The sequence below is a fragment of the Asaia sp. HumB genome, from assembly GCF_030263835.1.
Classification (GTDB): domain Bacteria; phylum Pseudomonadota; class Alphaproteobacteria; order Acetobacterales; family Acetobacteraceae; genus Asaia; species Asaia bogorensis.
In genome coordinates this window covers 1,138,269-1,165,000 of sequence record NZ_JARPML010000002.1, presented here as the reverse complement: position 1 = coordinate 1,165,000, position 26,732 = coordinate 1,138,269, and the positions used below count along the sequence as shown (strand labels likewise).

14 protein-coding genes, 2 tRNA genes and 2 rRNA genes are annotated in these 26,732 nt (G+C 59.3%); 7 read left to right on the top strand and 11 right to left on the bottom strand.

What is annotated here, in order from left to right:
- The first annotated feature begins 59 nt into the window (after positions 1–59).
- From P5689_RS06295 to P5689_RS06280, 4 genes are all read left to right on the top strand, one after another.
- Positions 60–2,798: ribosomal RNA gene (locus P5689_RS06295) — 23S ribosomal RNA — on the top strand.
- Between the two features lie 112 nt (positions 2,799–2,910).
- Positions 2,911–3,025 (top strand): 5S ribosomal RNA (gene rrf / locus P5689_RS06290).
- Positions 3,026–3,060: 35 nt separating this feature from the next.
- A tRNA-Met gene (locus P5689_RS06285) sits at positions 3,061–3,137 on the top strand.
- Between the two features lie 334 nt (positions 3,138–3,471).
- Entirely contained in the window at positions 3,472–4,212 is a 741-nt protein-coding gene (locus tag P5689_RS06280) for an alpha/beta hydrolase family protein (RefSeq protein WP_285532509.1), read from the top strand.
- Positions 4,213–4,253: 41 nt separating this feature from the next.
- Here P5689_RS06280 and putA read toward each other — a convergent pair whose 3' ends face one another.
- Positions 4,254–7,820, bottom strand: coding sequence for a bifunctional proline dehydrogenase/L-glutamate gamma-semialdehyde dehydrogenase PutA (gene putA, locus P5689_RS06275; protein WP_285532507.1), 3,567 nt, complete (start codon positions 7,818–7,820; stop codon positions 4,254–4,256).
- A gap of 135 nt (positions 7,821–7,955) precedes the next feature.
- Between putA and P5689_RS06270 the strand changes: the two genes are divergently transcribed.
- A complete protein-coding gene (locus P5689_RS06270) occupies positions 7,956–8,414 on the top strand; it encodes an Lrp/AsnC ligand binding domain-containing protein (protein ID WP_035440277.1) in 459 nt (152 codons plus the stop codon).
- Between the two features lie 11 nt (positions 8,415–8,425).
- On the opposite strand, the gene P5689_RS06265 is transcribed toward P5689_RS06270, so the two are convergent.
- From P5689_RS06265 to ssb, 7 genes are all read right to left on the bottom strand, one after another.
- Entirely contained in the window at positions 8,426–9,547 is a 1,122-nt protein-coding gene (locus tag P5689_RS06265; RefSeq protein ID WP_285532504.1) for a hypothetical protein, read from the bottom strand.
- Positions 9,548–9,965: 418 nt separating this feature from the next.
- The gene (locus P5689_RS06260) at positions 9,966–11,333 is read right to left on the bottom strand and encodes a hypothetical protein (protein ID WP_152530235.1); all 1,368 of its coding nucleotides are present in this window, start codon (positions 11,331–11,333) and stop codon (positions 9,966–9,968) included.
- A gap of 268 nt (positions 11,334–11,601) precedes the next feature.
- Positions 11,602–11,677: transfer RNA gene (locus P5689_RS06255), tRNA-Lys, on the bottom strand.
- A gap of 99 nt (positions 11,678–11,776) precedes the next feature.
- Positions 11,777–12,250, bottom strand: a complete 474-nt coding sequence (locus P5689_RS06250) for a peptidylprolyl isomerase (RefSeq protein WP_062165407.1) — start codon at positions 12,248–12,250, stop codon at positions 11,777–11,779.
- 45 nt (positions 12,251–12,295) lie between these two features.
- Positions 12,296–12,823: a pantetheine-phosphate adenylyltransferase gene (gene coaD / locus P5689_RS06245; protein WP_285532501.1), complete on the bottom strand. Its 528-nt coding sequence runs from the start codon at positions 12,821–12,823 to the stop codon at positions 12,296–12,298.
- Entirely contained in the window at positions 12,807–15,611 is a 2,805-nt protein-coding gene (gene gyrA, locus P5689_RS06240) for a DNA gyrase subunit A (protein ID WP_408868567.1), read from the bottom strand. The genes coaD and gyrA overlap by 17 nt, the downstream gene beginning before the upstream one ends.
- 119 nt (positions 15,612–15,730) lie before the next feature.
- Positions 15,731–16,276: a single-stranded DNA-binding protein gene (gene ssb / locus P5689_RS06235; RefSeq protein WP_285532499.1), complete on the bottom strand. Its 546-nt coding sequence runs from the start codon at positions 16,274–16,276 to the stop codon at positions 15,731–15,733.
- Positions 16,277–16,442: 166 nt separating this feature from the next.
- Here ssb and uvrA point away from each other — a divergent pair, with 166 nt between their 5' ends.
- Positions 16,443–19,376: an excinuclease ABC subunit UvrA gene (gene uvrA / locus P5689_RS06230; protein ID WP_285532498.1), complete on the top strand. Its 2,934-nt coding sequence runs from the start codon at positions 16,443–16,445 to the stop codon at positions 19,374–19,376.
- A complete protein-coding gene (locus tag P5689_RS06225) occupies positions 19,373–20,317 on the top strand; it encodes a glyoxylate/hydroxypyruvate reductase A (RefSeq protein WP_285532497.1) in 945 nt (314 codons plus the stop codon). Before uvrA ends, P5689_RS06225 begins: the two co-directional genes overlap by 4 nt.
- A gap of 356 nt (positions 20,318–20,673) precedes the next feature.
- On the opposite strand, the gene P5689_RS06220 is transcribed toward P5689_RS06225, so the two are convergent.
- The 3 genes from P5689_RS06220 to P5689_RS06210 are packed head-to-tail and all read right to left on the bottom strand — an operon-like array spanning position 20,674 to position 26,626.
- Complete coding sequence (locus tag P5689_RS06220; protein ID WP_035444409.1) at positions 20,674–22,284, bottom strand: efflux transporter outer membrane subunit; 1,611 nt, start codon at positions 22,282–22,284, stop codon at positions 20,674–20,676.
- A complete protein-coding gene (locus P5689_RS06215) occupies positions 22,281–23,462 on the bottom strand; it encodes an efflux RND transporter periplasmic adaptor subunit (protein ID WP_023979309.1) in 1,182 nt (393 codons plus the stop codon). The genes P5689_RS06220 and P5689_RS06215 overlap by 4 nt, the downstream gene beginning before the upstream one ends.
- Entirely contained in the window at positions 23,462–26,626 is a 3,165-nt protein-coding gene (locus P5689_RS06210) for an efflux RND transporter permease subunit (protein ID WP_285532496.1), read from the bottom strand. The genes P5689_RS06215 and P5689_RS06210 overlap by 1 nt, the downstream gene beginning before the upstream one ends.
- Positions 26,627–26,732 lie beyond the last annotated feature (106 nt).

Genomic DNA, 26,732 nt, shown 5'->3' with positions numbered 1-26,732 from the left:
TTCTCTGCGCAGAAAACTCTGAAGCGCGCGAGCGTGGATGGTTGCTGTGCATGTGTAGTGTGTGAGCATGAGAAGGGCATTCGGTGGATGCCTTGGCATCAGGAGGCGACGAAAGACGTGGCACGCTGCGAAAAGCCACGGGGAGCTGCGAGCAAGCTTTGATCCGTGGATATCTGAATGGGGAAACCCACCTAGCGATAGGTATCATGCCCTGAATACATAGGGGTATGAGGCGAACCCGGGGAACTGAAACATCTCAGTACCTGGAGGAAAAGACATCAACAGAGATTCCGCTAGTAGTGGCGAGCGAACGCGGAACAGGCCAGTAATCATTGTGAAAGAAGCAGAACGGTCTGGAAAGTCCGGCAATAATGGGTGATAGCCCCGTATGCGTAGTGTTCATGATGGTTCTCGAGTAGGGCGGGGCACGTGAAACCCTGTCTGAACATGGGGGGACCACCCTCCAAGCCTAAATACTCCCTGATGACCGATAGTGAACAAGTACCGTGAGGGAAAGGTGAAAAGCACCCGATGAGGGGAGTGAAAGAGACCTGAAACCGGATGCCTACAAGCAGTCGGAGCCTCTTATGGGGTGACGGCGTACCTTTTGTATAATGGGTCAGCGAGTTTCTGTTTGCAGCGAGCTTAAGCCGGTAGGTGTAGGCGTAGCGAAAGCGAGTCTGAATAGGGCGAATGAGTTGCTGGCAGAAGACCCGAAACCGAGTGATCTAGCCATGGCCAGGCTGAAGGTGCGGTAACACGCACTGGAGGGCCGAACCCACGCCTGTTGAAAAAGTCGGGGATGAGCTGTGGCTAGGGGTGAAAGGCCAATCAAACTCGGAGATAGCTGGTTCTCCGCGAAATCTATTGAGGTAGATCGTCACGTATTGCCCTGGGGGTAGAGCACTGGATGGGCTAGGGGGACCCAAAGTCTTACCAAACCTAACCAAACTCCGAATACCGAGGAGTATGAGCGTGGCAGACAGACAGTGGGTGCTAAGGTCCATTGTCGAGAGGGAAACAGCCCAGACCACCAGCTAAGGCCCCCAAATCGTGGCTAAGTGGGAAAGGATGTGGGGATTCCAAAACAACCAGGAGGTTGGCTTAGAAGCAGCCATCCTTTAAAGAAAGCGTAATAGCTCACTGGTCTAATAGAAACCCTGCGCCGAAAATGTAACGGGGCTCAAGCCACGTGCCGAAGCTGTGGGTGCATATCTTTGATATGCGCGGTAGCGGAGCGTTCCGTAGGTCTGCGAAGGAGACGGGGTGACCCTCTCTGGAGATATCGGAAGTGCGAATGCTGACATGAGTAGCGACAAACAGTGCGAGAAACACTGTCGCCGAAAGTCCAAGGGTTCCTGCGCAAGGTTAATCCACGCAGGGTGAGCCGGCCCCTAAGGCGAGGGCGAAAGCCGTAGTCGATGGGAACCAGTTGAATATTACTGGGCCTGCCAGAAGTGACGAATGCGATATGTTGTCTGGTCTTATTGGATTGACCAGGCTTTTGGAGCATTCCAGGAAATAGCTCTGGCGTATAGACCGTACCCGAAACCGACACAGGTGGACTGGTAGAGAATACCAAGGCGCTTGAGAGAACGATGCTGAAGGAACTAGGCAAATTGCTCGTGTAACTTCGGGATAAGCGAGACCCGTCCGTGGGCAACCACAGGCGGGTGGCACAGACCAGGGGGTAGCGACTGTTTAGTAAAAACACAGGGCTGTGCGAAGTCGAGAGACGACGTATACGGCCTGACGCCTGCCCGGTGCCGGAAGGTTAAGAGGAGATGTGCAAGCATTGAATTGAAGCCCCGGTAAACGGCGGCCGTAACTATAACGGTCCTAAGGTAGCGAAATTCCTTGTCGGGTAAGTTCCGACCTGCACGAATGGCGTAACGACTTCCCACTGTCTCCAGCATCGACTCAGCGAAATTGAATTCCCCGTGAAGATGCGGGGTACCCGCGGTCAGACGGAAAGACCCTATGAACCTTTACTGCAGCTTTGCAGTGGCATCAGAGACATCCTGTGTAGGATAGGTGGGAGGCTACGAACCCGGGACGCCAGTACCGGTGGAGCCGTCCTTGAAATACCACCCTGAATTTTTCTGATGTCTAACCGAGACCAGTCTAGCCTGGTCCGGGACCTGCATGGTGGGCAGTTTGACTGGGGCGGTCGCCTCCCAAAGTGTAACGGAGGCGCGCGATGGTGGGCTCAGGTCGGTCGGAAACCGACTGTCGAGTGCAATGGCATAAGCCCGCCTGACTGTGAGAGTGACAGCTCGAACAGAGACGAAAGTCGGCCATAGTGATCCGGTGGTCCCACGTGGACGGGCCATCGCTCAACGGATAAAAGGTACTCTAGGGATAACAGGCTGATCTCCCCCAAGAGTCCACATCGACGGGGAGGTTTGGCACCTCGATGTCGGCTCATCACATCCTGGGGCTGGAGCAGGTCCCAAGGGTTCGGCTGTTCGCCGATTAAAGTGGTACGTGAGCTGGGTTTAGAACGTCGTGAGACAGTTCGGTCCCTATCTGCCGTGGGTGTATGAGACTTGAGAGGATTTGTCCCTAGTACGAGAGGACCGGGATGAACATACCTCTGGTGTACCGGTTGTCGCGCCAGCGGCACAGCCGGGTAGCTAAGTATGGACGGGATAACCGCTGAAAGCATCTAAGCGGGAAACCCACCTCAAAACTAGGTCTCACAGGGCCGTGAAAGACCATCACGTCAATAGGCCGGGTGTGGAAGCGTGGTAACACGTGAAGCTAACCGGTCCTAATCGCCCATATCGCTCACACAACGCTCTCACAAGAGAGCATACACATGCATAGCAATCATCCACGCAATCACACTCATCATACACAAAACACCAACCTCCACACCGACACACAGTTGTCGGGTGGATCAGAAGACCTGGTGGCTATGGCGGGAGACTTCCACCCGATCCCATCCCGAACTCGGCCGTGAAACGCCCCAGCGCCTATGATACTGCATCTCAAGATGCGGAAAAGTCGGTCGCCGCCAGGTCCCCTGATCCACCCCACAAAACACACCACCACCCCCGCGGGGTGGAGCAGCCCGGTAGCTCGTCAGGCTCATAACCTGAAGGCCGCAGGTTCAAATCCTGCCCCCGCAACCAAAATACCCCTCAATACAGACATAAATCCCTACCCAACGCCTCAGCTTCACAGCACGAGGCGTCTTACGCGCGCGTATGGCTCGCGTTGAGCGCAGCCCAGATAACCCCTGATCCTGCGTCGAAAACGCTCACTGCCTCACAGCAGGCACGAATACCGCCATCAGCGCGACCCAGGTACAGGATAATCAAATCCTCGGCAGGAATGGCCTCCGGTCTTGTTTCCGCGAAATATCTCATGACAAAGTATTAAACCCGGATGGGGCCATAGAGAGGGCTCACGTTCATGCAGCGTCGAGATGTTCTTGCAGTCATTCCGTTTGTGACAGGGTTTAGTATGGTTTCTGATGCTGCGGCGGCCGAACCCAAAGTGCCGATCGTTCTGGTGCACGGTCTGCATTGTGGTGGCTGGATCTGGCGTTATGTAGCGCCTTTTCTGCAGCATGCGGGTCATCAGGTCATCACACCAACTCTGACCGGGACAGGCGATCGGGCGCATCTTCTCTCACGCGAGATTACACTTGAGACGCATATCGAGGATATGCTGAGTGTTATCGACATGCTCGATCTGCCGCGTTTTGCGCTCGTGGGGCACTCTTATGGCGGAATGGTAGTTAGCTGCGTGGCTGACCGGATGAGGGATCGTATTGCGAAGCTCATCTATCTGGATGCCCTTATCGCACAACCGGGACTCTCTGCCTTTGATATTCTACCGAAGGGAATGGCAGCGATACGGCGCGAGCGCGCCCGTGTCGGTGGGGCAGATGTTGCCTTTCCAGTACCCCCTGAAAATGCTGTGTTTCTGCCTGATGCTGATCGAAAAGCGTGGTTCATGCGGCATCTGCGCCCTCATCCCGTAGGCACTTATGAGACGCCAGCACGCCTGGAGCAGCCAGCCGGAACGGGGCTGTCTGTTACCTATATTGCCTATGAAAATCCGGCTTTAGGGTCGATCGAGCCCAGCCGCGCCTATGCGAGAGCGCAGTCGGATTGGCACTATCACACCGAAGCCGTACCGCATGATGCCGAAATCGTTTTTCCAGAGAGGGTTGCCTCTCTGATCATGGACGCGCTCTGAACCGCCGCAGCAACTGGTTTATCCCTGCGACGGACTCATTGTCAGACCTGCGCCATGAGCGCAGCGTTGCCACCTGCGGCGGTGGTGTTGGTGCTGCAGGCATATTCGAGCACCAGCCATTCGAGAGGATAGCTGCCTGACGCGTCAGGCCCATGAAGGGAGACGATCTGGCCTTTGCGGGAGGCGAGATTCTGGAGCAGGTCCGCTGTGAACGATGAATCGCCATTGCCCAGCGCGACATCGATGAGCGTATTGTCTTGCAAGGGGAACACTGCAGCTTCCAGGCCGGGGGGGCGTTCTGGCAGCGCGCGCAGCAGCGCCAAAGGAATGGCGCAGCGATTGCCTGCAGCCAATGCCGCCAGAATTTGAGCACATAAATCTGCCGTTGTAGGGCCTGCACAAAACACCGTGCCTCGGGGGGCGAGGGAGTATGTGTTGGTTTCACCCACGGGGCCAGTGAGCGAGAGGGATGTGCCGAGAGGGGTGTTGTCGCAGGCGGGGAGCGTTATCGTGGGAAGCGTCGTGGCGACCCAGTCAGCGAAGAGCTTGGCTTCGACGGGAAGGTTGTGCAGGAAGGCCGGCGAGAGTGCCGGACGCTCTGCGAGCAGTCGACGCAGATAGAGAGGGCCACCTGCTTTGGGGCCTGTGCCTGAGAGGCCGTGACCACCGAAGGGCTGCACACCCACGACGGCCCCGACCAGATTGCGGTTGATATAGATATTCCCCGCATGGCTCTGCGTTTTCAGGGTTTCTATCGTATCATCGATACGCGAATGAACACCGAAGGTCAGAGCGTATCCCGTGCTATTGATGGCGGCCATGACGTCAGGCAGGGTCTCACGTTTGTAACGCAGGACATGCAGGACGGGGCCAAAGACCTCCCTCTCCAGATCAGAGACCGTGCCGATCTCGATAAGGGTGGGGGGGACAAAGGTGCCGCTCTGTGCTTCGGGGGTAGCGGTTGTCTGGTAGATGTCATGTCCTTTTGCCCGGAACGCGTCGATATGCGCCGAGATCATGGCGTGAGCCTCTGCGCTGATCACCGGTCCGATATCGGTCTCCGGCTTTTCTGGCGTACCAGTCCGCAGCTCCTGCATGGCACCCTCGAGCATGGTCAGCAGGCGGTCTGCACTTTCTTCCTGAACGCAGAGCAGACGCAGGGCGCTGCATCGCTGGCCAGCGCTGTCAAAAGCCGAGGCCAGTACATCGGTCACGACCTGTTCTGTCAGGGCCGAGCTGTCGACAATAAGCGCGTTCTGTCCGCCAGTCTCGGCGATGAAGGGAATGGATGCCCCATCCGGGTTGAGGCGATCTGCGAGCTGCTTCTGGATCAGGCGGGCGACATCGGTCGATCCGGTAAAGAGCACGGCGCGTATTCCCGGAGCGGCGACGAGTTGTGCGCCCGCGCGACCATCGCCCGGAATGAGCTGGATGACATCCTGCGGTATGCCGGATGCATGCATCAGACGGACAGCTTCCTGTGCGATGAGGGGGGTCTCTTCGGCAGGTTTGGCCAGCACGGTATTGCCAACGGCCAGAGCGGCGGCAACCTGCCCGACAAAAATGGCCAGCGGGAAATTCCATGGGCTGATGCAGGCCACGGGCCCCAAGGGCTGGGCAGCAGAGCCAAGATGGCGTGTCTGGGCAGCGTAATAACGCAGAAAATCGACGGCTTCGCGTATCTCGGCCACAGCATTGGCCAGTGTCTTGCCGGCTTCACGTATGATGAGGGCCATGAGGCGCGGTGTTTCGGTTTCCAGCGCCTCGGCTGTCTTTTCCAGAAGGGCTGCGCGCTGCACGGGGCCTGTGTCGCGCCAGCCGGGGAAGGCGCTTGCCGCGCGTGTCAGGGCCTCGTCAATGGCTTGCGGGGAGAGAAAGGCAATATGGCCGACGATCTCCGTGGTGCTGGCAGGGTTGATGATGGCTTCGCCTTCGGAAGCGACCGGAGCCGGTGTGGCCGTGAAGACCGCGGCAAGGTCGCGCAAGGTGTTCTCGTCAGACAGGTCGAGACCGCGGGAATTCTGCCGCTCGGTACCATACAGGGCGGGAGGCAGGGCGACGGTAAAGCGGGAGGTTTCCTGTTCTGCCAGGGTAACAGGGCTTGTGATCAGCGCCTCGACTGGAATCGCCGGATCCTGGATGCGGTTGATGAAGGAAGAGTTGGCCCCGTTTTCGAGGAGGCGCCGGACAAGATAGGCCAGAAGTGTCTCATGCGTGCCAACCGGCGCGTAGATGCGTACCGGGCGATCGAGCTTCTGAGGGCCGACGACTTCATTATACAGCCCTTCGCCCATGCCATGCAGGCACTGGAACTCGTATTTCTCGATGGAAAATTCTGGCCCGGCATAGGCGTATATGCTGGCGAGCGTCTGGGCGTTGTGCGTGGCAAATTGTGGGAAGATGGCCTCGGGTGCATCCAGCAGTTTTCTGGCGCAGGCGAGGTAAGCAATATCGGTGTGAATCTTGCGCGTGTAGACCGGGAAATCGCTTTGCCCATCGGTCTGGGCACGCTTGATTTCGCTGTCCCAGTACGCACCCTTGACCAGTCGGACCATGAGCCGGTGGCCGCTGCGGCGGGCGAGGTCGATCACCCAGTCCAGCACGAAGGGCGCGCGCTTCTGATAAGCCTGAACGACGAAGCCGATGCCTTTCCAGTCTTTCAGGGCTTCATCCGCACAGAGGGCTTCGAGCAGATCGAGAGAGAGTTCGAGGCGATCGGCCTCCTCGGCGTCGATATTGAAGCCAATGTCATAGGCGCAGGCGAGGTGGGCCAGTTTCGTGACGCTTGGCAGAAGCTCCGCCATGACGCGATCGCGCTGAAGGCGGGTATAGCGTGGGTGCAGGGCGGATAGTTTGATGGAGATGCCTGGGCCACGATAGACGCCCAGACCATTGGAAGCCTTGCCGATTGCATGAATGGCGGTTTCATAGTCGCGGTAATATCGCGCGGCATCCTTCGCCGTCATCGCGGCTTCGCCGAGCATGTCGTAGGAGTAGCGGTAGCCTTTTTCTTCCAGCTTGCGCCCGTTTTTGAGGGCCTCGGTGATGGTCTGTCCGGTGACGAACTGCTCACCCATCAGGCGCATGGCCATATCGACACCGCGACGGATGACAGGCTCGCCGCAGCGCTTGAGCAGGGTGTCGAGTGTCTGCGGCAGGCGTCTGGCTTGTGTGGTTGAAAGAAAACCACCCGAGACGATCAGCCCCCAGGTGGCGGCGTTGACGAAAAGAGGCGTTCCCTTGCGGATATGGCCCTGCCAGTGGCCCTTGGCGATCTTATCGCGAATCAAGGCGTCGCGTGTTGCTGTATCGGGGATGCGCAGCAGGGCCTCGGCGAGGCACATCAGGGCGACGCCTTCCTGCGAGGACAGGTCATATTCCCTGATGAGACCCTGCACGAGCCCAGGAGTGCCATTGCGGCGCAGCGCCTCGACCAGTTTGCGAGCCGTGGCGCGCGAAGCAGCTTCCTGTGCAGGCGTAAGTGTTGCCTCAATGGACAATGCTGCCACGCGTTCGGGCTCTGGGGCACGCGTATGGTCGGTGATTGCCTGACGCAAGGCGGAACGTTCGGGAGCGATCGTGCGGAAGGCGGCAAAGGGTGCGTTCATCACAGGCCATATCGTTGCTGGTTGTTTATGATCCCTTATGGTGATTTGCACCAAATGAGTTATGGAAGAATGGGGATGGGACCGTATATTATTCTCCTTTAGGGAATTTTACCGAATATCATTTTGGGGGTGGTGGTGGCATCGGATGAGATTGATCGCAGGATTCTGAGAATCCTCCAGAAGGAAGGCCGTATGACCAATGTGGAGCTCGCCAGGCTGGTGAACCTCAGCCCTGCTGCGACGCTTGAGCGCGTCCGCAAGCTCGAACATTCCGGGGTGATCAGGAATTACATGGCGCGTCTGGACCCCGAGACCGTCAATCTTGGATTGCTGGTTTTCGTGCAGGTGACGCTGGATCGCACAAGTGCCGATATTTTCGACTCATTTGCGAAAGCCGTGCGGGCCATACCGCAAGTGAGTGAATGTTACATGGTGGCGGGTGGGTTCGATTATCTGGTGAAGGCACGGGTGCGGGACATGAATGCGTATCGTGCCTTTCTGGGCAAGACGCTTACACGTCTGCCCGGCGTGAGGCAGACACACACCTATACAGTTATGGAGGAGGTAAAGGCGGACCTTGAACTTCCGATTTGACGGAAGCGTAGTCAGTCCAGGCAGGCAACACCCTGATGCAGGTCGAAAGAGAGCTTCGCGCCTTCGAGGGCGGACATGGTCAGGACCGGAGGTTTTGTGGAATCCCCGACCCGATAGCGTATGCGGGCCTGCACATTGTGATGATCCAGGCGCAGGGCGGTGCTGCGCAGGATCGCATTTTCACGGATCATGCCGGTAGCGGTCTCGAATTTCTGCGTGGCCTTTATACCGGCTTGAGTGGTGAGCGTGGAACGCTGGATGACGAGCGGCTCAGGGGAGTTGTCTCCTGTCATCAGGGCAGCCATGCGATGCTGGCCGTCATAGGAGACAGGAAGAAGGAACGCTGCATCGAGTCCCCCGACATCCGATTGAAGCGTAGCATGACGATGACAGGAAAACGGAGCATCCGGGCCGAAACTCATGCCGTGATCCGTCATGACAACATGGATCAGCACGCCGAGCGACTGGAGGCCAATAACGGCATGGCTGGTTTTTGCGACGATCATGAGTTGATTGCGAAAGACTGTATGACCAAGAGTCAGGCTCGGGACCTGCACGAGGTCGGCTTTTTCGGCCTGTATCGTATCGTCACGCAGTGATGAGACAGTACCGACTACCGGCCAGTGATGACTGCGCTGCATAGCCTGCGGTACAGCGCCCAGGACACTGCCTGTGTTGATGATTGCATGGACCGGACTCCCGTCCAGATCGATCATTGTGCCAGCCGTTGCAGTTGTCACACCATCGATCAGTGTCTGGAATGGATTGAAAGAGACCTGATCGCTGCGTGGCTCTTTGACCTCGATCGGGAGGATGCCTGACTCCGGAACTGTTAGCGTGACCTGATCGAGGTCCGTGAGAACAAGGCCGGGTTTGTCGTAATAGGCAATGAGGGGCGCACGAAAGGCGCGGTCGATAAAGAGTTTTCCGCCCGCCCATGCGGGGAGGCGGTTTTCCAGAAGCAGATCGCCAGTCAGGAATGTGGCCAGCATGAAATTGAACGGGTTAACGCTTTGGGCCGGGTTGCTCCACGGTGCTGCACGGCGCAAAGCGTCCTGGATAATGTGATCGGCCCGGAAGAGGTCACCCTGCGTCCGGCCCATGGCGGCATCGCACAGGGCGAGCAACATCACATTGAAAGCCGGTTCAGGCCCAGGAGCTTTTTCGAGGGACTTTCTTATTGCGATTAGTCGGCCGGTATCTCCTGCTTCAAGAGCGGAGAGAATACCTCGGGTATCGCTTGCGGTGAGTGTCGTCCTGCCTCGCCTGTCGATGCTCAGCAGGTCTGGCTCGAAGAAATGAACCGGCCCTTTTGCCGTACCTGGTGGTGAGTGATCAGCGTGGGCGGTGTAAGCAGGAAAGAGCAGAGGCGCCGCAATTATGGTCGTGAGAAGAAGTAGTCGAGACAGGCACATGTTCAGGAATCCCGTTTAGACGCATGAGTGAGGCGGGTTGCGAAGCGGTAGAACAGGATGTCGGCCGCGTCCGGTCTTTCAGGGTTTGCCAAGGGGAGGCGTTTTCCCCCTGCCTTCTGCCAGGGGGAATGATTGTTTAGCGCAGGCAGGCCATGCTCTCGGGCAGGTCAAGGGAGAAACTCAGCGTCTTGAGAGCTGCCATTGAGATAACAGGCCGGTCGGCCGGGTCGCCGATCTGGTATCTCACGCTCGAGCGCAGGCTTTTCCCGGCGACTTCGATAGTGTCGGTTTGCGTGAACGTCTCATGGGCTCGTTGACCATAGGCTGTGCCGAGATATTCCGTTCTGCTGCGATGCGCCATTTTACCGGAGAAGCTGGTGATGTTGACAGTCAGGAGATCGGGAGCATTGTCTTCAGTCCCGATAATTGCCTGTGTATCGCCTCGGGCGTAGGATACGGGAAACAGAAGAAACATGTTGACCCCTGATCTGAAGCTACTGACGACAGGCCTCAGATTGCAGGAAATCGGTGCTGAGGACCCAAAGCTGAGGCGACGGCTGGTCATCGTCAGGTGACGCAGACGGCTCAGTTGTTGCAGCCCGATCAGCACCGTCTCCGAATGGGTTACCGTCATGATCTGGTTTGTCAGGACAGTCTGTCCGATCTTGATGGAGGGGATGAGAACGACTGCCTCAGTGCGTGGGTCGGGTGATAAATCCTTGCTTCCAGCCAGACGGCCAATGACAAGCCAGTGATGATCCCGTTGCAAGGAAAACGGGACGGAGCCGATCACGGTCGCGGTGCCGAAAGTGGCTGTCGCAGGCGAGCCATCAATCAGTACGGTTGCCTTTGCTGAAATTGCAGTCTGATCCTCGAACTGGCTCTCGGACGGGTCCAGATCAACAGAATCCGATGGTGGCCTTTCAAGGGTCGAATCTGGAGTTGCACGGGCCGGTACGGAAAGCTTGAGGAAGTCCATATTCCGAAATTCGAGGTCAGGAATATTATAGTAGGCTCTGACAGGCGCATAGAAGCCGGTTTGAAGGTTCTCTGTTTCCTCGGCCCAGTCACGGACGCGGCCCATCAACATCAGATTGCCGATATGGATGTTGCGCAGCATGATCTGGATGGGATTGATCGTCTGGGAAAGGTCCCCGAATTTCCCGGCCTCATGAAGAGCTTGCAGGATGATATTGGATGAATGGGCGAAATCGCCGTCTACGCGCGCCATTGCGGCATCACACAGCGCGATCATCATCTTGCGTATCGACGGGGCATTTTGCGCTGAGGCGACTACCGCGCGGAGACTTTCAAGGCGGGATCTGTCGCCTGCTTCCATCGCGTCATTGATTCCATGGCTGTCGCGGATGCTGATATAGGCAGTGTTTGTCTGATTATCCCGGAAGATCAGATCCCGATCAAAACCGAGAATAGCCGGGCCCGGCGGGAGAGACGTGGCGGCGGCTGCGTAATCAGCCGACCCCCATAGAAATAGAGCTAACATCGGGGCAACACGCCGTATATAACGCAAGATAATGGCCCCAACAGGGAGTTCTCGTTTATTTTCTTGCAGTCTATACGTCATGTTTTACTATGAATATGCGTATTCAGAGGACCAGCCGATAGAGGGTGTGAATATGTGACGCAATTGTCACGATTCATCGGACTCTTGTCGGCGCAGAAGTGCCCCAAAGACGCAGACTTGTGCTGCACGAGGTTTCGCAATTCGCCGCAATAGGGCGCTTTGCCGATAACACTTTTTTTATGGGGAGTGGTGAACCGGGTGGGACTCGAACCCACGACCATTCGATTAAAAGTCGAATGCTCTACCGGCTGAGCTACCGGTTCACGTGAGGCGTCTGGCTACAATATGAGCCAGAGGCCGTCAACCGACTGAATCGGGCTCAGTCGGTTTTCATGCGGCTTTTACAGCCGTCACGTCCTTGATCAGGCTTCAGGACGCATGGAGATGATGGCATCGGGGTCCTTGACCATGCCCGAGGCGCCAGCGCCGCGCTTGACCTGGTCGATATGCTCCATGCCCGACACGACCTGACCGGCGATGGTGTACTGGCCATCAAGCGAGGGGGTGGGCTGGAACATGATGAAGAACTGGCTGTTGGCCGAGTTCGGGTTCATGGTGCGGGCCATGCCCAGCGTGCCGCGCTCGAACTTGGCTTCACGCGTGAATTCGGCCTTGAGGTCAGGCAGGTCGCTGCCACCCGAGCCGGTGCCGGTCGGGTCGCCACCCTGAGCCATGAAGCCTTCGATGACGCGATGGAACTTCACGCCGTCATAAAAGCCCTGCTCGGAGAGGGTGCGCAGGCGCTCGGCTGCCAGGGGAGCGAGGTCGGGGCGGAGTTCGATCACGACATCGCCGGTCTTGAGCTTCATGACGAGGCGGTTATTGGTCTCGGACATTGACGTCTATCCTTGTGTTTGCGGAGCCTTGAAAGGTCACGCGGCCTATGTCGGCTTCTCTGGCGCATTGGGCAAGAGATGCCGGGCAATATTCTCCGGCACATAGGGGCGTATATCGCCCCCATAGGCCAGAAGCTCGCGCACGAGGCTGGAGGCGATCAGGCGATGCTCTTCACGTGCGGTGAGAAAGATGGTTTCGAGGTCAGGGGCCAGATTCCGGTTGATGGCCGCCATGGGCATTTCGCTGGTCAGATCGGATTCGGAGCGTAGCCCGCGAATAATGAAGCGCGCCTTTTGAGCACGGGCGGCATCGACCATGAGGGTGCTGAAGGCAACCACGCTGACCTGCGTGATGCCCTCAAGGGCAAAGGTCTCGGTGATGCAGGCGCAGCGTTGGTCAATCGAAAGACGTGGCGCCTTGCCGGGGTTGAGTGCCACGCCGATGACGAGGTGATCGACGAGATTCAGGGCACGGTGGGCGATATCGAGATGGCCCAGGGTGAACGGGTCGAACGTGCCGGGATAAAACCCGACACGTTGACCGTTCGATGGGGCGTCAGTTTGCACTGTCATCCGGTGTTGTCTCGCCAGAGGAAGTGGCCTCGGATGAGGGAGCCTCTGAGGAGGTTGTGTCCGGCGCGCCGGAGGCCGCAGCATCCGATTCCTCAAGTGAGGTTTCGGCGTCATCGGCATCCGTGCCCTCGGATTCCGCAACCGGGAAAATGCTGGTGACGCGCTCTTCTGCACCAACGCGGAACAGGGTAACGCCGCTGGCCTGGCGGGCCATGACACGCACCTGAGAGACCGGCACCCGGATGAGACGTCCGACATCGGTCACCATCATGACGTCGGTGCCATCAAGCGTAGGCAGGGTCGCAACAACCTCGCGACCGCGTTTTGGGTTGGTGAGTGTCATATTGGCGATACCCTGACCGCCACGGCCGCTGACACGATATTCGTAAGCGGAAGAGCGACGACCGAAGCCGGCATCGGTGACGGTGAGCAGGATTTCTTCCTGAGCGGCGAGCTCGTCAAAGCGCTCCTGCGTCAGATCACCGGCATCGATGGCTTCGTCGGCATCGTCAGAGGCGATTTCCTCGATCTCTTCCTCGTTGCCGGCTGCATTGGCCGCGGCTTCAGCGCGGCGCTTGGCATTGGCCGCACGCAGATAGGCAGAGCGTTCCTCGACGCTGGCATCGACATGGTTGAGGATGCAAAGCGAGTTGACCTCGTCGCCGGTGGCGAGGCGGATGCCGCGTACGCCGGAGCTGTCACGACCAGCAAAAACACGCAGTGTGTCGTCGGTGATCTGGAAGCGGATCGAACGGGCCTTGCGTGTGGCGAGGAACACATCCTGACCCTCGCGGCAGGTGGCGACACCGACCAGGCTGTCGCCCTCATCTAGCTTCATGGCGATCAGGCCGGAGGCGCGGATGTTCTTGAAATCGCTCAGGCGGTTGCGTCGGACATTGCCGCTGGCTGTTGCAAAGACGAGGTGCAGATCTTCCCACTGCTCCTCTTCCTGCGGCAAAGCGAGGATGGCCGTGATCGAATCTGTACCGAGGTCGGGCAGGAGATTGACCAGGGCGCGACCCTTGGCGGTGGGGGAGGCCTCTGGCAGGCGCCATACCTTCTCGCGATAGGCCTTGCCGCCCGATGAGAAGAACATGACCCATTGATGGGTGTGGGCGTTGAAGCTGTTGACGATGACATCGTCACCGCGACGCCCCGCGGCCGTACGGCCGCGGCCGCCACGGTTCTGGGCGCGGAAGATTTCGAGCGGTGTGCGTTTGATGAAGCCGTCACGCGTGATGGTGACGACCATCTGACCGGGCTCAATCAGGCTTTCATCCGACTGGTCGCCCAGCGCATCCGAAATTTCGGTCATGCGCGGCGTGGCGATTTCGGCGCGGGCCAGAAGCAGCTCGTGACGCATGACTTCCATGCGACGGACATGGCTGCCGATGATTTCGAGCAGTTCGTTGATCTTGGTGGCGACCTCGCTCAGCTCGCCCTGGATCTTGTCACGCTCCAGACCGGTCAGACGCTGCAGGCGCAGTTCGAGAATGCCGCGGGCCTGCACTTCAGTCAGATGGACCTTGCCATCGACGATGACATTGCCTTCGTCATGGATCAGTTCGATGAGCGGTTGCACATCGGCGGCATTCCAGGCGCGGGCCATCAGGGATTCGCGTGCGGTGGCGGCATCGGGGGCGCTGCGGATGAGAGCGATCACCTCATCGATATTGGCAACCGCGATGACGAGGCCGACGAGCAGATGGCCGCGATCACGCACCTTGTTCAGGTCAAAGCGCGACCGGCGCAGGATGACGTCTTCACGGAAGCGGATGAAGGCTTCCAGAACGTCCTTGAGCCCCATTGTGCGGGGCTTGCCGTCATCGAGGGCAAGGCAGTTGACGCTGAATGAGGTCTGAAGCTGGGTGAAGCGATAGAGCTGGTTCAGCACGACTTCGGGCGTTGCGTCGCGCTTGAGCTCGATCACGATACGCATACCGGAGCGATCGCTCTCGTCGCGGATGTCGGAGATACCCTCGATTTCCTTGGCGCGGACGAGATCGGCGATCTTTTCCTGCAGCGTTGCCTTGTTTACCTGATAGGGAATTTCGGTGACGATGATCGCCTGACGATCCTTGCGGATATCTTCGATTTCGGCGCGGGCGCGCATGGGAACGGAGCCACGGCCCGTCTCGAAGGCCTGACGGATGCCACGGCGGCCCATGATGATGCCACCCGTCGGGAAATCCGGGCCGGGGATGATCTTCATCAAATCATCGAGGGTGGCTTCAGGGTTTTCGATCAGGGCAAGCGTCGCGTCGATGACTTCGCCGGGGTTGTGCGTCGGAATGTTGGTCGCCATGCCGACGGCGATGCCGGAGGCACCGTTGACCAGAAGATTGGGGAAGGCGGCAGGCAGAACCTTGGGTTCGCTTTCGCTTTCGTCGTAGTTCGGCTGGAAATCGACCGTGTCGCGGTCGATATCGTCGAGCAGGAAAGACGCCGATTTGGCCAGGCGCGCTTCGGTGTAACGCATGGCAGCCGGGCTGTCGCCATCGACCGAGCCGAAATTGCCCTGACCGTCGATGAGACGGACGCGCATCGACCAGGACTGGGCCATGCGCACCATGGCGTCATAGATCGAGCTGTCGCCATGGGGGTGGTATTTACCCATGACATCACCGACCGCACGGGCCGATTTGCGATAGGGCTTGTCGGAGGTGAAGCCGCTCTCACGCATGGCGTAAAGGATGCGGCGATGGACCGGCTTGAGGCCGTCACGGACATCCGGCAACGCGCGCGAGACAATGACCGACATGGCATAGGCGAGGTAGGAGGAGCGCATTTCCTCCTCGATGGTCACCGGGATCTGGTCAAAGGGTGCGGCTGGCGGCGTCAGGTCGGTCAAGGCAGGTCCGTCTTGTTGATGTGTCGATCAGGGAGAGAGGCGTAGAAAGGGGCCGATCAGAACGGGATCTCGTCGTCCAGATCGCCACCCGGTGCGTCCCAGCCACCGCCGTTATTGCCGCCCTGATTGCGCGAGGGAGACTGGCTCATGCCATTGCCACCGCTGCGAGCCGGGGAATTGCCGCCGCCATAGGAACGTGACGGGCCGCTTTCATAGCCGCCCCCCATGCCGCCACCGGACTCACCATCGCGGTTATTGTCGAGCAGGGTGAGTTCACCACGGAACCGGTCAAGCACGATTTCGGTCGTATAGCGCTCCTGTCCGCCCTGGTCGGTCCATTTGCGTGTCTGGAGCTGGCCTTCCACATAGACCTTGCGGCCCTTGCGCAGAAAACGCTCGGCGACATCGGCCAGACGCTCGTTGAAGATCACGACGCGGTGCCATTCGGTGCGCTCCTTGCGCTCGCCCGAGGCGCGGTCATTCCAGCTTTCGGAGGTGGCAACGGTCAGGTTGACGATCTTGGCACCGGACTGGGCATTGCGTGTTTCCGGGTCGCGGCCCAGATTTCCCACCAGAATGACTTTGTTTACACTTCCTGCCATGGCGACCGACCCTAAATACTGAAAATCGAGCCATCTTAGCCCAGCCCGACGCTGGCGTCACGCCTCGGGCGGCATTGCTGCCGACTTTAATCCTGTGGGGGGCAATCCTACATAGGTCTCGAAACGTTCTCGTCTTTCCGTCCCCAATCTGCCTTGCGTGGTGCTGATGTCTGATCTGCCGTACAACCAGTCCATTCGTGTGCGCGGTGCCCGCGTGCATAATCTGAAGAATATCGACGCCGATATTCCCAGGGACCAGCTGACGGTGATCACGGGGCTGTCAGGTTCCGGCAAGTCGTCGCTCGCTTTTGATACGATCTATGCCGAGGGGCAGCGGCGTTATGTCGAGAGCCTGTCGGCCTATGCGCGCCAGTTTCTGGAACTGATGGGCAAACCGGATGTGGACTCGATCGAAGGGCTGTCCCCTGCCATCTCGATCGAGCAGAAGACCACATCGAAAAACCCGCGTTCGACTGTCGGGACGATTACCGAAATTCATGACTACATGCGCCTACTCTGGGCGCGTGCCGGTGTGCCCTATTCGCCCGCCACAGGGCTGCCCATCGAGGCACAGACGGTCAGCCAGATGGTCGATCGTGTGATGGCGATGGAGGAGGGTACACGGCTGATGCTGCTGGCTCCTGTAATTCGCGATCGCAAGGGGGAGTATCGCAAGGAGCTGGCCGAGCTTCAGCGCAAGGGCTTCACGCGTGTGAAGGTCGATGGCGAGACCTATGAAATTGCAGAAGCCCCCCACCTGAACCGCAAGTTGCGTCATACGGTTGAGGTTGTCGTTGACCGCGTGGTGGTGAAGCCGGGTATCGAGACGCGTCTGGCTGACAGCTTCGAGACGGCGCTGAGCCTTGCCGATGGCGTTGCCTATGCCGAGCAGGTGCGTCGCGCCGGGGAAGAAGGCGCGAGCGAGCATATCGTGTTTTCGGCCAAGTTTGCCTGCCCGGTGAGTGGCTTTACGCTTGAGGAGATCGAGCCGCGCCTTTTCTCGTTCAATGCGCCGATGGGTGCCTGTCCGGTATGCGACGGGATAGGCACAGAGACGCATTTCGACGCGCGGCTGATCGTGCCTGACGAGAATCTGTCTCTTGCCGAGGGGGCGATCGCCCCCTGGCGCGATGCCAAGACGCCCTGGTACGACCAGACGCTGGAAGCGATGGCGCGTCATTTCAGGGAGAAGATGACAACGCCCTGGAAAAAGCTCGATGAGCATTTTCGCCAGGCATTGCTTGAAGGAAGCGAGGACTCGGTTCTTTTTACCTACAAGGATGGCAAGCGGGCCTACGAACTCACCAAGCCTTTTGAAGGGGTGATGCGTAACCTGCAACGTCGTCTGGCCGAGACGGACAGCATGTGGGTACGTGAGGAAATGTCACGCTATCAGTCCGACGTCCCTTGTCATGCCTGCCATGGTGCGCGTCTGAAGCCTGAAGCGCTTTGCGTGCGTGTGAACCACCTGAATATCGCGCAGGCCTCCGATCTGACCATCCGGCGGGCGCTTGACTGGTTTGGGGGCGTCGAGGCGTCCCTGACGCCGCAGCGTGCCGAAATTGCGCGGCGTATCCTGCGTGAGATCCTCGACCGGTTGCGGTTTCTGGATGATGTGGGCCTCGATTATCTGACTCTTTCACGTGGTTCGGCCACGCTGTCGGGTGGAGAGAGCCAGCGTATCCGGCTGGCGAGCCAGATCGGATCGGGGCTGACCGGTGTGCTTTATGTGCTCGACGAACCCTCTATCGGATTGCATCAACGTGACAATGAGCGTCTGCTCGGGACGCTCGACCGGCTGAAGAAGCTCGGTAATACGGTCATCGTGGTCGAGCATGACGAGGACGCGATCCGGGCTGCCGACTGGCTGATCGATATGGGGCCGGGGGCGGGTGCGCTGGGTGGCACGGTCGTGGCCTGTGGGCGCCCTGAGGAAGTGGCAAAAAACGAGAACAGCATCACAGGAGATTATCTCTCTGGCCGACGCGTAATCCCGGTGCCGGAAAAGCGTCGCGTCTGCGATGGGGACCGCATGCTGACCCTTGTGGGGGCGTCCGGCAACAACCTGCATGACGTGACGACGCGTTTCCCGCTGGGTTGCTTTGTGGCCGTTACCGGGGTGTCGGGTGGTGGTAAATCGACCCTCGTGGTCGATACACTTTACAAGGCGCTATCGCGTGAGCTGATGGGAGCTAATCAGTCGCCGTTGCCGTACAAGGCGCTTGAGGGATTGGAGCATCTCGACAAGATTATCGACATCGATCAGTCCCCTATCGGACGGACGCCGCGCTCCAATCCGGCAACCTATACAGATCTGTTTACGCCAATACGCGACTGGTTTGCCGAACTGCCGGAAGCCAAGGCGCGCGGGTACAAGCCGGGGCGTTTTTCATTCAACGTCAAGGGTGGGCGTTGCGAGGCATGCCAGGGTGATGGTGTGCTCAAGATCGAGATGCATTTTCTGCCCGACGTGTTCGTGACCTGCGATACCTGCAAGGGACAGCGCTATAATCGTGAGACGCTGGATGTGAAGTTTCGCGGTAAATCGATTGCCGATGTGCTGGCCATGACGGTGGATGAGGCTCTGCCCTTCTTCCATGCGGTGCCGCGTATTCGCGACAGGCTGGCAATCCTTCAGCAGGTGGGGCTTGGCTATGTCACGCTGGGCCAGCAGGCGACGACGCTCTCGGGTGGCGAGGCCCAGCGCGTCAAGCTGTCGAAGGAACTGGCGCGACGGGCGACGGGACGGACACTTTATATTCTGGATGAGCCCACGACAGGTTTGCACACCGAGGACGTGCGCAAATTGCTGGATGTGCTTCATGCGCTGGTGGATCAGGGGAATACCGTTCTCGTGATCGAACATAATCTGGACGTGATCAAAACGGCGGACTGGCTGATTGATATTGGCCCGGAAGGCGGTGATGGTGGCGGACGGATCGTTGCCGAGGGGCCACCAGAGGTCATTGCAGCGACCGAAGGGAGCCACACCGGGCGTTTCCTCGGGCCGCTCCTGCCGCCTCGTGCCGTCGAGGTGCAAACATCCGTCAAGAAGAAGAAAGCTGCTCCAGCGGCTCGGAGAAAGGTGCGTGTGTCATGACCATCATAGTGCCCTTTTGCGGGCGGATCACGCCGCGCGAGAGGCAAGAGAGCCTTGAGTCGATCAATGCCTGCCTGAACAATATAAGGGTCATGCCGTTTGAGGACCTGACAGACGGAGAGCGACGTACGGCGCGTATGGCTGTGGTCGCCAACCCGGATCCGGCTGATCTGTCCGACCTACCCATGCTTGAATGGGTGCAAAGTCTGTGGGCCGGGGTCGAGCGGCTGGTCGAGGAAATGCCGAACCCGGCGATACGCATTGTCAGGATGACTGATCCGCAGCTGGCGCTTACGATGTCAGAGGCGGTGCTGGCCTGGACGCTTTATCTGCATCGCGACATGCCGCTTTATCGCGAGCAGCAGACAAAGGCGCGCTGGTGTCAGCATCCGCTCGTCTTACCGCAGGACCGCCCTGTCGGTATTCTGGGCATGGGGAATCTGGGGCGAGCGGCTGCGCAGAGATTGAAGGAAAACGGCTTTCCCGTGACGGGCTGGAGCCGCACGCCGTGGGCAACGGCGGATATTCCCATGACATACGGTCCATCCGGGCTCGAAGCCCTGTTGAGGCAAAGTGCGATTGTTGTGGTCCTTCTGCCACTGACGCCGCAAACCCGTGGACTGCTTGATGACTGGCGTTTCGGGCAGATACGCGAGGGGGCATCACTCATCAATTTTGCCCGGGGTCCGATTATCGATCAGGCGGCGCTGGGTAGGGCGCTTGACCGTGGGCACCTGTCGCATGCTGTGCTTGATGTTTTCGAACGTGAGCCTCTGCCGAAGGACGACTGGTTGTGGAGTCATCCCAAGGTGACGGTACTGCCTCATATCTCTGCCCCGACCCAGACGGGGACGGCCTCGCAGCTTGTGGCGCGTAACCTTCAGGCGTTTTACGATCAGGGTGTTATCCCTGCCTGTGTCCAGCGCGATGTCGGGTACTGACAGGCGGGCCTGAACGTCAAAAAAATCTTATAGTGCCGTCGCTGCTGGTGGGCTCGCTGGCCGATGCCGGGGGCCGAGGGTCATTTGATCCTTGTGGATCAGACGGGTGGCACTATCCACGCATCTCCGGGACTTTCCCATCAGAGCAGCACGATGCGCGTCTTTCTGACCAGGACCGGACGGATATAGAGGCGGATTGAACGGCTCGGCGAGACATGGGCCGCGACAGGGACGGTGGGTCTTGCGTCTGATTTTGTGGATTGCGCTGGAATGGCAAGTCGTCAGAGTGAACCTGCCATCCAGACAAGGTGCTCCGGCGTTGTCGTGAGGCGGACAACGCCGAAGGTGGGCGGGGTTTACTGGTCGTACATCGGGCGAAGGGTTTTGCCCGTTGCGGCAGCAGGTGCCTGAGGGGCGGCACTGCTGAGATTTTCGAACTGCTCGGGGTGCTGCGAGATATTGACGCCGCCAACGGGCTGCGGGTGGTGCAGATCGTCATATTGCAGCGGTGTGATGGAGAGCGTCTGATCCATCGTGGGCAGGAGCTTAACGTTCCAGCCGCCGCCAAGGGCGCGGACCAGTCCGATATCAGCCTGGTAGAGACGTGTTGCCACCTCGATTTGATGGATGCGGGTTTCCAGCGTCTGGACCTGGGCAAAGATGGCTTCAAGATATGTGCCTACACCGCCCTGATAGAGCGTCATGGTCATGTTCTGGGTCGCCAGGGTCGCGTCGACGGCTTTTTCGAGCGTACGATTTTCCTGATCGAGGCGGCTGGTGCGTGACAAGCCGTCTTCCACTTCACGGAAGGAGTCCAGCACCTTGCTGCGGTAGTTGTCGCGTGTCTCGCGATAGGCCGACCAGGCATGCTGGAGTTCGGCGCGTCTCATGCCGCCCTCAAAAATGGGAAGCTCGAACGAGGCGCCGTAGGACCAGAGCGAATTGGCCAGATTGGCGAGATCGAAGCCGTTCTGGGCAAAGCCGCCACCCGCCTGAAGCGAGATGTGCGGGTAGAACGCAGCACGGGCGATGCCGATCTCGCGATTGGCCTGTGCCATCTCGCGTTCGGCGCTCGCGATGTCTGGGCGGCGCTGGAGCAGCTCGGACGGGACGCCGGCGGGAAGGCTGGGCTGATGGAAGCCCATGACCTGCGTCGGCGCGATATGAAACGACGAGGGCGAGGCATTGGTCAGGATGGCGATGGCGTGCTCGGTGACTTCACGGGCGGCCTGCACATCAAGCTCGGCGGCCTGCGTCGAGTAGAGCTGCGCCTGGGCACGGGCCACGTCGAGGCGTGGGGCAGCCTGGTTCAGCAACTGGTTCTGCGTGATCTGCAGAGCCTTCTGATAATAGCCGATCGACTGGTTGTAGATGGCGATCTGCGCATCATAGCCGCGCAACTGCACGTAGTCGGAAGCAAGTTCAGCCTGAAGGCTCAGCCGTGACATGGCGAAGTCGGCCGCTTTTTCCTGCGCGTACTGCTTCTGGGCGCGCACATGGTTGCGGATGGACGACCAGAAATCGGGCTCCCAGGAGGCCAGGCCGTGATATTCTTCATCCGTCTCGGTGATGTTGCCCTTGTAGCGGAACAGGCGGTCCTCGGACTGCTTGTTGTCAAAGGCGCCGGCACCGAGTGCAAGATGGGGTAACAGCTCCGAACGGGCCTGCACCACGAGGGCGCGTGCCTGAATGAAGCGTTCGGCTGCGGCCTGCAGGTCAGCATTGGAGGTTGTGAGCGTCGCTTCCATCTGGTTGAGAAGCGGGTCGTTCAGCAATGTCCACCAATTTGTGGGTAGCGTGGCATCGGCCGGGGTGGCTGTGGCGAAGGGGCCCTGGCCGTGCCAGCTGGCTGGCACGACGAAGGTGGGCGGCTTGTAGGTTGGCGCGAGGTCACAGGCTGACAGACCGAAGGCTGTCAGAACCGTGCCGCAGGCCAGAGCCAGCTTCTTGATCTTGCTTGTGGTCATTCCGAGGCCCCGAATCCGGACTGGTTGTAGCCGCGCTGGGGTGTGGTGACGTTGACCTTGTCACCTTCCAGCAGGTCGGCTGGCGGGTTGGCGATAATGCGATCCTTGGGCGAGATGCCTGCCTGGATTTCGGTTGAGGTATCCGCCATGCGGCCTACGACGACGTTCTTGTAGTGGACAGTGTTGTCGTCATTCACGACGACGACCTGCATGCCTTTTTCCTCGAAGACGAGGGCGGAGGTCGGGACCTCGAAAAGGTGGGCCGTTTCGTTGTGGGCCTTGAGCTGGACCGAGGCGAAGGTGCCGGGCCAGAGAACCTCACCGGGGTTTTCCATGGTGAATTCCGAGGTCACGGTGCGGGTGTTCGGGTCATAGCCGCGTGCTGTGGTCAGGAAGCTCGCGCGAAACTTCTTGTCCTTGAACTGGGGCACGCTGACATCGGCGGTGATGTCGGGCTGGAGGATATAGGAGAACACTTCCGGCACGGACACGAAGAGGCGCAGCTTGTGCACGTCGGCCACGGTAAACAGCTCGGACGCTGCACCCGTGCTGTTGAGATTGCCGCCACCATCATGGACGTAATCGCCCACATTGATGCTGCGCGATGTCACGATGCCATCGAAGGGGGCCACGATGGTCTTGAACTTCTCGAGGGCCGCAAAGTGATCGACATTGCGCTGGGCGGCATCGACCTCGGCCTTGGCCGATTGCTCGTTGGCGTTCGACACAGAGACCGACTGGCCTGAAACCGATTGCGACTTGCCCATCGCGCGCCAGCGTTCGGCTGTGACGGCGGCAAGGTGGTACTTGGCGAGTACCGCATTTAGGTCCGCCTGAGCCTGGGCGTACTGCGCATCCAGCGCGGGTGCGTTGATTTCGGCCAGCGCATCGCCAGCCTTCACATGGGCGCCGTAATCCTTGAACCACATTTTCACATAGCCCGAGACCTGCGGGTAGATCGGGGCCTGATACCATGCATCGATATTGCCGGGGAGGGTGAGGGCCACCTTGTCAGGCGACTGGATGGGGTTCAGCACCGCGACATTCGGGATGGCGTTCTGCGCCGTTTCGGTGGCGAGGGCGTGATTGTGGTGGACGCGACCGACAACGAGGGCGCCGACCCAGAGCGCGAGGACGCATCCTCCCGCAACAGCGATGATCTTGGGGGAGGTGGCCATTAGACGGTTTCCTTCTGGCGGGCAGAGCGGTTGTGCAGGATCGCGTAGACGCAGGGCACGAAGAGCAGGGTGGAGATGGTAGCCACGATCAGGCCGCCGATGACGGCGCGACCAAGCGGCGCATTGGTGGAGTTTGAAGTGGCCATCGGGATCATACCGACGATCATGGCGAGCGCGGTCATGAGAACCGGACGGATACGACCGTACCCGGCCTCGATGGCAGCGCGCAGTGCATCGCCATGAACCTCGAGGCGCTCACGGGCAAAGGACACGACGAGGATCGAGTTGGCGGTGGCCGTACCCATGCACATGATGGCGCCGGTAAGGGCGGGAACCGACAGGCGGGTGCCGGTCAGGAACAGGGCCCAGGCAATACCACCCAATGCGCCGGGGAGGGCCGTGATGATGATGAACGGGTCCAGCCAGGACTGGAAGTTCACGACGATCAGCAGATAGATCAGCACGACGGAGACGCAGAGGCCGAAGACGAGCTGGACATAGGCACCATGCATGGTGGTGGCCTGACCATGAACATCGACCGCTGTTGTGCGCGGCAGGTTGGGGGCATCCTTGGCGATGGTGTCGTTTACGGCGTCGAGCACATTGCCCAGATCGGTGCCCTCGACGTTCACGTAGATGTCGATTTCTGACATCGAGTTGTAGTGCGAGACCTCGCCCGGTGTGCCGGTAGGCACGACATCGGCAATGGCGCCCAGAAGCTGCGTCTGGTCGTTGGGGTTGCCGTCACCCTTGTCGATGGGAACCGTGAGCAGGTCGTTCAGGTGAGTGAGCTGGTCCTGCGACGTGTAGACGTTGAGCGGGAAGGTCACGTTATCGACCGGATCGAGCCAGAACTGGGGATCGACCACGCCGGAACCCGCGAGGGTGAGCAGTTCGTTCGTAGCGAGATCGTTCTCGCTCAGACCGGTGGCCTGGCTGAAGGTACGGTTGCCATTCACCATGAGGGTGGGGGTGGACATCGTCTGCTGGATCACGACATCGGCCGTGCCCGGGATCTGGCGGATCTTGCCGATCAGGTGCTTGGCGTAATTGTAGTTATCAGAGACGCTGGGGCCGGAGAGCTGGATGTCGATCGGTGCGGCCGAACCGAAATTCAGGATCTTGTCGGTCAGGTCGGCGGGTTGGAAGGTGAACACTGTGCCGGGGAAGCGTGCCGAGAGATCCTTGCGGAGCAGGGCGCGGTAATCCCACACGGGTGATTCCTCATCCTTGAGCGCAATGGTCAGATCGCAATCCTGCGTGCCGATGGTCGGCGTGGGGATAAAGGCCTGGTTGTGCGGACCTTCAGGCAGGCCGCAATTGGAGATGATGTTCTCGACCTTGCCCGGCAGGAGCTGGTTGATGCGATTATCGACCAGCGCGGCGATGCGGCCTGCGACTTCGATACGGGTGCCGAGCGGGGCACGCATATGCATCTGCAGCGAGCCCGATTTGACTTCGGGGAAGAAGTCACGACCTGCGACGCCATAGAGACCCAGCGAAGCGATGGAGATCAGCAGGAACACGCCGACAAACATGCCGCGACGGGCCACGCAGCGTGTCAGCAGCGTGTTGTAGCCTTCGCGGAAATTGTTGAAGCGATGCTCGAAGCCACGCTGGAAGCGGCCGAAAAAGCCCTTGGGCGCCGGGGCGTGGTCGTCATGGCCGTGGGCATGGTGGACCTGACCGGCGAGGAGGAACTTCGCCATGGTGGGCACAAGGGTACGCGAGAGGATGAAGGACGCGATCATGGCGAACATGATGGCGAGCGCCATGGGCATGAAGAGATAGCCCGCGACCCCGGACAGCTCGAAGAGCGGCAGCCACACGATGCAGATGCAGGTGGTGGAAACGAAGGTGGGGATGACGATCTGGTTGGCGGCGTCGATGATGGCGAGTTCGAGATCCTTGCCCATTTCGAGATGGGTATCGATGTTCTCGATCATCACGGTGGCGTCGTCGACGAGGATACCGACGGCGAGGGCAAGACCGCCAAGGGTCATGATGTTGATGGACTGACCCGCCCAGCCGAGCCCGATGATCGAGCAGAGAATGGCAAGCGGGATGGAGGTGGCGATGATGACGGTGGAACGCCACGAACCGAGGAACAGCAGCACCACGATGCCGGTCAGGATGGAGGCCGTGATCATTTCACGGACCACGTCCTTGATCTGTTCCTTCACCATGACCGAGGCATCGGCAAGGATGGAGACCTGAACGTCCGGGGGCAGGATGGCGCGCAGGCGTGGCAGAAGGGCCTTGGTGGCGGAGACCACGTCGAGCGTCGAGGCCGTACCACCCTTCTGGGTGATCATCTCGACGGCCTGACGACCCTTGACGAGCACAAGGTTGGTCTGGGGATGACCGCCGCGATACACATCGGCCACGTCACGGATATAGATGACGGCGTTGCCAACGCGCTTGACCGGGATGGCAGCAATGTCTTCCATCGATTCCGGCGCAGCGTTGGTCTGGACCATCCAATCCGTGGCGTCGATCTTCTGGTCGCCTGCAGGGAGAACGATGTTCTGTGCGGTAAGAGCTGCCTGAACATCCGCAGCCGAGAGGTGGTGGGCGCGAAGCTGTTCCTGATTGAGAGACACCATCACGAAGCTGTCCATGCCACCATAGGGATGGGCGACGACGGCGCCGGGAACGGTGGCAAGGAGCGGACGAACACGGATGACGCCGAGTTTGAACAGATCGGAAGGTGTCTGTTTCTCGGAGGTGATCTGAAGCGCGATGACAGGAACCTGTGAGGGATCGAGCGCGACGATCATCGGGGCCGGCACCTTGGGCGGCAGGCCGAGGAGAATCGTTTGTGAAATGGCTGTCACTTCTGCTTCAGCCGTACCGACAGGTGTGCCAGGCTGGAAGTAGATGTTGACGATCGAACGCCCGTAATAGGAATTCGATTCCATATGCTCGATGTTCTGCACAGTCGTCGTGACTGCCAGCTCGAAATTATAGGTGATTCGCCCGGCGAATTCGTTCGGCAGCAGACCGGGATAGGTCCAGATGACCGAAACGACAGGCACCTTGATCTCGGGGAACACGTCGGTTGGCGTCTTGAAGATCGACATGATTCCAAACATCAGAATCAGGATCGAAAAGACGACAAAGGTCAGGGGCCGCCTTAAGGCAGTTACGACGATGGCGTTCATGAATTCATGCGCTCTCTTCTCGTACGAAGGGAAGATGCCTTACGGCAGTTTATGTTGTTGCATTAATCTGAATTAACATTAAGAAAATGATAGCCTAGCGTTGACG